This is a genomic window from Streptomyces sp. NPDC028298 (assembly GCF_055565895.1).
Window position 1 is genome coordinate 26,455 of the sequence record NZ_JBVHTL010000005.1, and the last position, 8,339, is coordinate 34,793.

5 protein-coding genes, 2 tRNA genes and 1 pseudogene are annotated in these 8,339 nt (G+C 71.2%); 2 read left to right on the top strand and 6 right to left on the bottom strand.

Translation table 11 applies throughout. The features are described 5' to 3' along the window. Nucleotides 1-120: 120 nt before the first annotated feature. Together ACZ4TO_RS22755 and ACZ4TO_RS22760 are read right to left on the bottom strand one after the other, a co-directional pair. Nucleotides 121-194 (bottom strand) — tRNA-Met (locus ACZ4TO_RS22755). 83 nt (nt 195-277) lie between these two features. Continuing rightward, the gene (locus ACZ4TO_RS22760) at nt 278-1,420 is read right to left on the bottom strand and encodes a dihydrofolate reductase family protein (RefSeq protein WP_468025076.1); all 1,143 of its coding nucleotides are present in this window, start codon (nt 1,418-1,420) and stop codon (nt 278-280) included. A gap of 80 nt (nt 1,421-1,500) precedes the next feature. Between ACZ4TO_RS22760 and ACZ4TO_RS22765 the strand changes: the two genes are divergently transcribed. Both ACZ4TO_RS22765 and ACZ4TO_RS22770 read left to right on the top strand, forming a co-directional pair. Next, nucleotides 1,501-2,028 carry a MarR family winged helix-turn-helix transcriptional regulator gene (locus ACZ4TO_RS22765; protein ID WP_382782841.1) on the top strand — a complete coding sequence of 176 codons (528 nt, stop codon included), beginning with the start codon at nt 1,501-1,503 and terminating at the stop codon, nt 2,026-2,028. A gap of 139 nt (nt 2,029-2,167) precedes the next feature. Further along, a complete protein-coding gene (locus ACZ4TO_RS22770) occupies nt 2,168-2,812 on the top strand; it encodes a GTP cyclohydrolase II (RefSeq protein WP_382782844.1) in 645 nt (214 codons plus the stop codon). Nucleotides 2,813-2,905: 93 nt separating this feature from the next. Here ACZ4TO_RS22770 and ACZ4TO_RS22775 read toward each other — a convergent pair. From ACZ4TO_RS22775 to ACZ4TO_RS22790, 4 genes and pseudogenes are all read right to left on the bottom strand, one after another. Further along, nucleotides 2,906-2,978 (bottom strand) — tRNA-Lys (locus ACZ4TO_RS22775). A 121-nt stretch (nt 2,979-3,099) separates the two neighbouring features. Then, nucleotides 3,100-4,635: an amino acid permease gene (locus ACZ4TO_RS22780; protein ID WP_468025077.1), complete on the bottom strand. Its 1,536-nt coding sequence runs from the start codon at nt 4,633-4,635 to the stop codon at nt 3,100-3,102. Between the two features lie 58 nt (nt 4,636-4,693). Continuing rightward, the gene (locus tag ACZ4TO_RS22785) at nt 4,694-7,819 is read right to left on the bottom strand and encodes an FG-GAP repeat domain-containing protein (protein WP_468025078.1); all 3,126 of its coding nucleotides are present in this window, start codon (nt 7,817-7,819) and stop codon (nt 4,694-4,696) included. Nucleotides 7,820-8,031: 212 nt separating this feature from the next. After that, nucleotides 8,032-8,339 (bottom strand): annotated as a pseudogene (locus ACZ4TO_RS22790) (DEAD/DEAH box helicase); the annotation flags it as partial.

Here is an 8,339-nt window from a genome sequence, read left to right on the forward strand (position 1 = left end):
CTCCGCCGGCCGGAACGGAACCGGACGGGGAATTCGGCGGGACGAAGACCGAGAAAGAGAGAAGGACGAAACACCAAGGGCCGGAACTCGTGAATCCGAGTTCCGGCCCTTGGCCTTCAGTAGCGGGGACAGGATTTGAACCTGCGACCTCTGGGTTATGAGCCCAGCGAGCTACCGAGCTGCTCCACCCCGCGTCGTTAAGACCAGTGTACGCCATCCGCGGGACCCGAAGCACACCCGTTTAAACCAGCCCCTCGCGCGGCGCGGGAGGGGCTCCCTACCGGCCCGCCAGATGCCGGTTGGGGGCCTCGGCGCGGTCCGCGCACTCGGGCAGGACGACGACCTCGGCGCCCGCGGCGGCGAGGAGCCCGTTCCCGTCGGCGTCCGTGACGAAGGTGTCGGGCTCGCGCCAGGCGGTGACGACCCGCCGCACACCGGCGTCGAGGATGAGCCGGGCACAGGGGGCGGGCCGGGAGGCCCGGTGGGCGCACGGTTCCAGGCTGCTGTAGACGGTGGCGCCGGCCAGCCGGGGATCGGCCGGGTCGATCTTGGCGAGGGCGGCCTCCTCGGCGTGCACGACGGGGTCCCCGCCCTCGCGGGAGTGGCCGCGGGCCAGCTCGGTGCCGTCGGCGGCGACCACCACGGCGCCCACGCTGAACGCCGTCTTGGAGGGCGGGCACAGTTCCGCCAGCTCGCAGGCGAGCTCCAGCCATCGGCGGTCGGCGGCGGAGGCGAGCGAGCCGGTGCCGGGCGCGGTGGGGACGTACCGGATGAGGACGACGTCGCCGACGGGCCGGGTCTCCACCAGCCGCATCCGGCCCGGCGGGTACGCCCCGGTCCCGAACAGCCGCGGCGCGTCCGGCTGCCCTACGAAGAGGGGGGCGACGGCGAGCTGCAGTTCGTCGGCGAGCTGCTCGCGCACGAGCTGGGTGTGGACCTTGCCGCCCCCTTCGACCATGAGGCGGCGCACCCCCCGTACGTCGTGAAGGTGTTCCAGCAGCACCCGCCAGTCCAGTGCGGGGCCGGTCGGGACGACGTCGACGCCGACGAGCCCGTCGAGCGCGGCGGCCGCGCGCGGCGCGCCCTCGTCCGTGGTGTAGACGACCTTCGCGCCGCCCGTGTGCCAGAACTGCGCCCGCGGGTCGAGCGCTCCGGAACCGCTGACGGTGACCTTCAGCGGGTACTCGGGACGGCCGCCGGCGACCCGGGCGGCCCGCCGTTCGGCGGAGTTGACCAGGAGCCGCGGGTTGTCCGTGCGCAGCGTGCCGGCGCCCACCAGGATCGCGTCGCTGGACGCCCGCACCTCGTCGACCCGGTCGAAGTCGGCCGGTCCCGAGAGCAGCAGCCGGTCGGGGCCGGTGTCGTCCAGGAAGCCGTCGAGGGAGACGGCGGCGGACAGCAGGACGTAGGGACGGGGCATCGGGACGCTTCCTCCGGTCGCACGCGCACAGGAATCCGGGCGCAGTGGTTCAAGTTTTAAACAATACCTAGACTGGTCTCATGACGACCCGCTGGCTCTCCGCCGCAGAACAGCGCGCCTGGCGCTCGTACATCTCCGCGACCTCCCTCCTGGCGGACGCCATCGACCGCCGGTTGCAGGCGGAGGCGGGGATGCCCCACCTTTACTACTCCATCCTGTCCCGGCTGTCCGAGGCTCCGGACCGGCGGCTGCGGATGACCGACCTCGCCGAGGCCCTGAAGATCACCCGCAGCCGGCTGACGTACGCGGTGGCGCGGCTGGAGAAGGACGGCACGGTACGCCGCGAGGGCTGCCCCACCGACAAGCGCGGGCACATGGCCGTCCTCACGGACGAGGGCATGACCCTCCTGGAGCGGGTGGCACCCGCGCACGTCGAGACGGTACGGACGGCGGTCTTCGACCATCTGACCCCGGAACAGGTGGGTCAGCTGGAGGAGATCTGCGGAACCATCACCCGGGCCATCCAGAGCGGGGATCCCGGGGCCCCCGGGGAAGATCTGCCGTGGCGGCGGCGTTCCTGCTCCTCACAGGGCACGCAGGACGCGTAGGAGACACAGGACACGCGGGACACCCGACGGAGACACGAACCCCGTTGCTTGAAGTTTTAAGCAGATGTAGGGTCTGTCCCGAGGTTGTGCTTCAAATCTGAAGCAGAACCCGTACGGACCCGCCGGACGGAGAGACACCATGCGCGACCACCCCACCGCCACCGTGCGCACCCGCGTCCGCGTACCCCTGCGCTTCGGCGACGGCTACTCCGTCGACGCCGAACTCGTCACCTTCCACGGCCTCGACGACGGCAAGGAACACCTGGCCGTCGTCCTCGGCGAGCCCGGCGCGAACCCGCTGGTGCGGCTGCACTCCGAGTGCCTGACCGGCGACGTGTTCGGCTCGGCCCGCTGCGACTGCGGACCCCAGTTGCGCGAGGCGGTGGAGCAGATCGCGGACCGCGGCGGCGTCCTGCTGTACCTGCGCCAGGAGGGCCGCGGCATCGGCCTCTACAACAAGCTCGACGCGTACGCCCTCCAGGACCAGGGCCTCGACACCTACGCCGCCAACGCGGCCCTCGGCCTGCCCGAGGACGACCGCGACTACACGGCGGCCGCCCAGATGCTCCGGGCCCTCGGCATCGGCTCCCTCGACCTGCTGTCCAACAACCCGGACAAGGCCGAACAGCTCCGCGATCTGGGCATCACGGTCTCCCACCGCGTCCCCACGGGCGTCTTCACCACCGCCCACAACGTCCGCTACCTGCGCGCCAAGGTCCTCCAGACCCAGCACACCCTGCCGCTGCCGGAACTCACGGAGCGCGCGGGGCTCTCCGCCGGCTGACACCCCGGGACTCGGCTCCGGGAGCCGTCCGGCACCTCGCGAGACGAAGCGAGCCCCCGGCTCAGATCACCTCTGAACCGGGGGCTCTTTCCGTAGACCCTGTGGGACTCGAACCCACAACCAATGGATTAAAAGTCCACTGCTCTGCCAATTGAGCTAAGGGTCCCCGCACCGGAAAGCACCGGCACGACGCACCGGCCCGCGCCGATGCATCCCCGAGCATAGCGGGACGTGGCCGGGACTCCGATCGGGTATCGGTGACCCGGCCACGCCGGAGGCCCGCAAGGTCAGGGATCGACCGGTTCGGGTGCACCCTTGCGGGCGGCCTCACGGGCGATCGTGCGCTGGTGCTCGGGGTTGAGGAACCAGTGACGGGCCGAGGCCAGCCACCAGGCCGCGGCGAAGCCCAGGACGACGAGCACGGCGACTGGGGCGTAGTTGAAGGTCTCCCAGGTGACCGGGGAGACCTGGGGCAGCATGAACAGGACCGTGATGACGGCCACCCAGCCGACCGCGACCACTCCCACCGGCCGGGACCAGCGGCCCAGATGCCAGGGCCCGCGCTCGAAGGCGTCCCCCTTGCGCACCCGCAGCAGCGTCGGGATGACGTACGCGACGTAGAGGCCGATCACCGCGATCGACGTCACGGCCGCGTAGGCCGCGTAGTTGATCAGGTACGGCAGGCCGAGCAGGAGGGCGCCTCCCGCGGCCAGCCACACCGCCGCCACAGGCGTCCGCGTGCGCGGGTGCACCGTGTGCCACACCGAGGAGAACGGCAGCGCGCCGTCCCGCGAAAAGGCGTAGATCATACGGCTGTTGGCCGTCACGGACGCCATGCCGCAGAAGAGCTGCGCGCCGATCACGACGAGCAGCAGGAGCTTGCCGGCCGTCGCGCCCAGCGCGTCCAGCAGGATCTGCGCCGGCGGCGCGCCGGTCGCCGAGCCCAGCTCCTTGTCGTAGGACTGGATGGCGAAGGTGAAGCCGAGGAGCAGGACGAAGCCGGCGATCCACGAGGTCCAGATGGAGCGCACGATGCCCTTCGGCCCGGCCGTGGAGGCGTCGTGGGTCTCCTCCGTCATATGGGCGGAGGCGTCGTACCCGGTGAACGTGTACTGGGCCATGAGCAGTCCGATCAGGACGACGTAGACCCCGCTGCCCCAGCCGGTGTTGTTGACGAACTTCGTGAACACGAAGTCCGCCGACTGGTGGTGGTCCGGCGCGAAGGTCAGCGCGCCCACGATGACGGCGACGCCGACGACGTGCCACCACACGCTGATGCTGTTGAGCAGGGCGACGATCCCCACGCCGAAGGTGTTGAGGAGACCGTGCAGGATCAGGATCGCGGTGAACAGCAGGATCGTGCGGCCCGGCGTCACCTCGAAGTCGAACTGGAGGTTCAGGTAGGCGCCGAGGAACAGCGCCGCGCCGAAGTCGATGCCGGCGGTCACCGCGACCTGGCCGAGGACGTTGAACCAGCCCGTGAACCACGCCCAGGCGGCCCTGCTGCGTTCCGGGGCGAGCCGGTGGGCCCAGAAGTACAGCCCGGCGGACGTCGGATAGGCCGAACAGATCTCGGCCATGGCGAGCCCGACGAACAGGGTCATCAGCCCGACCGCGACCCAGCCCCAGGTGATGACGGCGGGACCGCCGGTGTTCATGCCGAACTGATACAGCGTCAGGCAGCCCGACAGGACCGAGATGATCGTGAAGGAAACCGCGTAGTTGGAGAACGCCGACATGCGGCGAGCGAGAACCTGCGTGTAGCCGAGCTGGGCCAGCCGCTCTTCGTCCGACAGCCCAGTCGCTCTGGCGTCATCTGTCATGCACCCAGCGATTCCCTCGCCGGGTGCACGACATGCGCTGCGCCGATGGGAAATGTGGCTAGAAAAGGCCCTTGTAGCCCTGCCAGCCGCCGACGATCTTCACGCGCGGGCCGAACGAGCCGGTTCCCGTACCGGCGTTGCGGTAGACGTTCCCCGAGCTGTCGCGCTCGACCAGGTCGTTCTTCCCGTCTCCGGTGATGTCGCCGACCCCCACGATCGCGTTGTAGGAGCCGCCCCAGCCGGAGAAGACCTTCACCCGGTCCTTCAGCAGACCGGTCCCGGTGCCGGCGTAGCGGTACAGCGTGCCCGCCTTGTCCCGTGCCAGGACGTCGCCGATCCCGTCGCCGTTCAGGTCCCCCGCGCCGACGATCTTCGTGTATCCCGTCCACGCCGTACGGATCTTCTTGCCCGCGGCCAGAGTTCCGTCGCTCTTCGCGGCGAACAGATGGATGTCGGCGGTCGAGGCCTTCCGCGCGAGCAGGTCCGGACGCCCGTCACCGGTCAGGTCGCCGGGCGAGGTCAGGACGTCGTACGCGTTCCAGCCGGTGCCGAGCGCCTTGTACGCGGTCGACGGGGTCGGCGCCGTGCCGCACGCGGGCCGGTATCCGCGCAGGGACCCGTCGCTCATCCGCACCAGGACGTCGTTGCAGCGGTCGCCGTTCAGATCGCCGAACGGCACCGCGACCGTCTTGGTGGACCAGCCGGTTCCGGTGACCTTCCCGGCGAACGCGCCCTTCCCGTCGCCCTGCTGGAAGGTCAGTCCGCCCGAGGAGTTGAGGGTGAGCAGGTCGCCGGTGCCGTCCGGGTCCCCCTCGGACCCGACGTGGTCGTGGCGCACCGGGCTGCCGCCCTTCAGCCGGACCGTGCCGCGCACCTGGAGCGGGGCGCCGACGCCGTCCGCGGGGGTGACGGTGACGGTCCAGTCGTAGGAGCCGTCCGGAGCGAAGGCGTCGCCGGGGAGCGCCGGGTCGTCGCCGAACCAGCCGACGTTCACTTCACCGCGCGCGGGACCGTCGTCGCGGTTGTCCTGGTAGGTCTTGCCGGTGGCGCGGTTGCGCGCGGTCACCGTCCAGTTCGCGGCCGGCTTCGACAGCAGCAGGGTGGTCAGGGTGTCCGGGACGGTGTCGATCGTGTGCGGGCGGACGGACGGCACGTTCTCGGCGGGCGCCAGCAGCCGCAGCGGCTGCTGGGCCACCCCGGACGGTACGAGGTGCACGCGCTCCTGGTCGTCCACGTAGGCGGCGTTCGCGCCGGACTCGTCGACCGTCCAGCGCACGTCCCGCTGCGAGACCCCGGTGTCGGGCAGGTCGCCGATCACCCGGCTCTCGGCGCTGCCGCCCGCGACCGTCGTGAGCGTCAGCTTCCCGGCCGCCTTGTCGTGGGTGACGACGTATCCGTCGCCGAGCTTCGCCTCGCCGGCGGGCACGGCGACGGACTTCTTCGCCGTGCGGTCGAAGACACCGGCCCTGCCGTCACAGGTCCAGTAGATCCAGCGGCCCAGGGCCTGCAGTTCGGTGGGGGCGCAGCCCGCGTCGGTGGTGAGGGTCTCGACGGTCTTCTTCGCGGTGAGGTCGTACGCGGTGAGGGTGCCGGGCGTCGATCCGGCCGTCCAGAGGACGTCACCGGAGAGAGCGGCGGCACCGGGGGCACGGGTGAGGTCCGGGGCGCCTCCGCCGATTTTCATGACGGTCTGCGTGGTCGCGCTCGTGTGGATCAGGTACCGGCCGGAGACATCGGTGACGCGGCCCCCGGCGGGAACCTCACGCTCCCAGAGGCCGTACGTCGTCGGCCCGTTGACCCGCAGGCGGTCGGAGGTCGCCGTGTCCTTCGCCAGCCAGACGGCCCGGTTGTCCGCCGTGGCGTGGAGCTGGGAACAGCCGACGTCCGTCGCCGCGCAGCCGTAGAGCTTCAGCACGGTCCCGTCGTACGAGCTGCGCTCACCGAACGTGGGCGTTCCGGTCGCGGCGACGGTGCGCACGTAGTCGTCCCGGTACCCGCCCGAGCTCTCGTCGGCCACCAAGAGCCGGCCCTGGTCCAGGGACAGCCCCTGGACCTTGTAGGGCGGCCTGGGCAGGGCCTTGGCCATCCGGACCGTGGGCCTGCCGTCGTCGCCCGCGCTGATCCGCTGGACCCCCCAGTCGTCGGCACCGGTGCGGCCGATGACGACCGCGCTGCCGTCCGGGGCGGCGGAGACACCCGAGTTGGAGGCGGTGAACAGGGTCACCGGCTCTCCGCCCGCCATCGGAACGGCCGTCACCTTCGCGCCGCTTCCCGGACGGTGGACGAGCCAGTCGCCGACCACCGCGAGGTCGTCCGCGGCACGGGAGCCGGTGCTGTCGAGCGTGACCTCGACGGGTGCCGCCGACAGGTCGGAGCGGGAGTACACGTACGCCTTCGTGCTCTCGACGCCGCCGAACACGACGAGGTGTTCAGGGGAGAGCTTGGTGTACGTGGACCCGGTCGAGGTGGGCAGGGTCGCCGTCCGGGCCCGGATCCGGCCGGTCTCCGGGTCGACGTCGACCAGCGTGGCGGCGCCGTCCACTCTGGCGAAGAACACGAGCCCCGCCGCGTCACCGCGCACGGGCCCCCCGAGGACCATGCCCGAGGGCACCTCACCGACGGGCACATCGCGTGTGGTCCCGTCGGGCCTGGCGGTGAGCAGGTGCTTGAGCCGGCTGGTCGTGCCGTCCTCGGCCGTGACGTCCTCATAGCTGACGGCCAAGGCGCCGAAGACGTTGTACAGCGTCTGCCCGGCGGGCACGTGGAGCGTGGTGGTCGTGCCGTCGACGGCGTTCCACAGGTCCACGTGGCCGTCGTCGTAGCGGTAGGCGAGGACGTCGCTGCCCGTCCCGAGGCTGACCAGGGCGCCGTCGGTCGACGGGGCGTCGAAGGACCTGCCGTCCGCGTAACGCGTCCACACCACTCCGGGGTGGCCCTCGAGTCGGTGGAAGACGCCCAGGACGCCCGCGGCGTCGCCGCCCGCGGCGGTGTCGGGATTGACCAGCGTCGCCGCCGTGTACGACGAGCGGTACGCGGGCGGAACCACCGTCTCCTGAGCGGATCCCACCGCGGACGCGGACGTCGGCAGCAAGGGGATCGCGGCGCCCGCGAGCAGCGCGGAAGCGGCCGCGGCGACAGCGGCACGTCTCGCTCGCGGACGACGGACGAAGGCATGACGAAGCAAAGGGTTCCCTCCCGGAACAGTGGAAGAGCGCCTGCCGTCCCAGGCGTCGGCCTGGCCCCCAGCCGCGCATCCTCCACAGAAGTCGGCTGATCCTACAGAACGATCACCGAGGAGGGGGACCGCGTTTCCGTAGGGGTCGCCCCCCGGAAACGACGATGTGGCCCCCACCCGGTCCGGGTGGGGGCCACATCAGGTCACTTCGTCGTCAGGCGTCAGCCGTTGCGCTTCCAGCGCGGCTTCTCGTCGCGGCGGAACGAACCGGCACCCGTGGCGCGGTGGTCGTCGCGACGGCCGGTCGGGCGGTCGTGGCCCGAGCGGAAGCCGCCGCCCGCGGGACGGTCGCCCTGGCGGTCACGGTTGAAGGGGCGGTCGCTGCCCCGGTGGCCGCCCCGCTCGTCACGGCGCTCGAAAGAACGGCCGCCACGGTCGTCACGGTTGAAGCCGCCACCACGGTTGTCGTCACGACGCTCGAAAGAACGGCCGCCACGGTCATCGCGGTTGAAGCCACCACCACGGTTGT

Coding starts and splice junctions, on each gene's coding strand:
- ACZ4TO_RS22760 (WP_468025076.1), bottom strand. CDS start 1,420: ATGCCCCGTCCCTACGTCCTGCTGTCCGCCGCCGTCTCCCTCGACGGC.
- ACZ4TO_RS22765 (WP_382782841.1), top strand. CDS start 1,501: ATGACGACCCGCTGGCTCTCCGCCGCAGAACAGCGCGCCTGGCGCTCG.
- ACZ4TO_RS22770 (WP_382782844.1), top strand. CDS start 2,168: ATGCGCGACCACCCCACCGCCACCGTGCGCACCCGCGTCCGCGTACCC.
- ACZ4TO_RS22780 (WP_468025077.1), bottom strand. CDS start 4,635: ATGACAGATGACGCCAGAGCGACTGGGCTGTCGGACGAAGAGCGGCTG.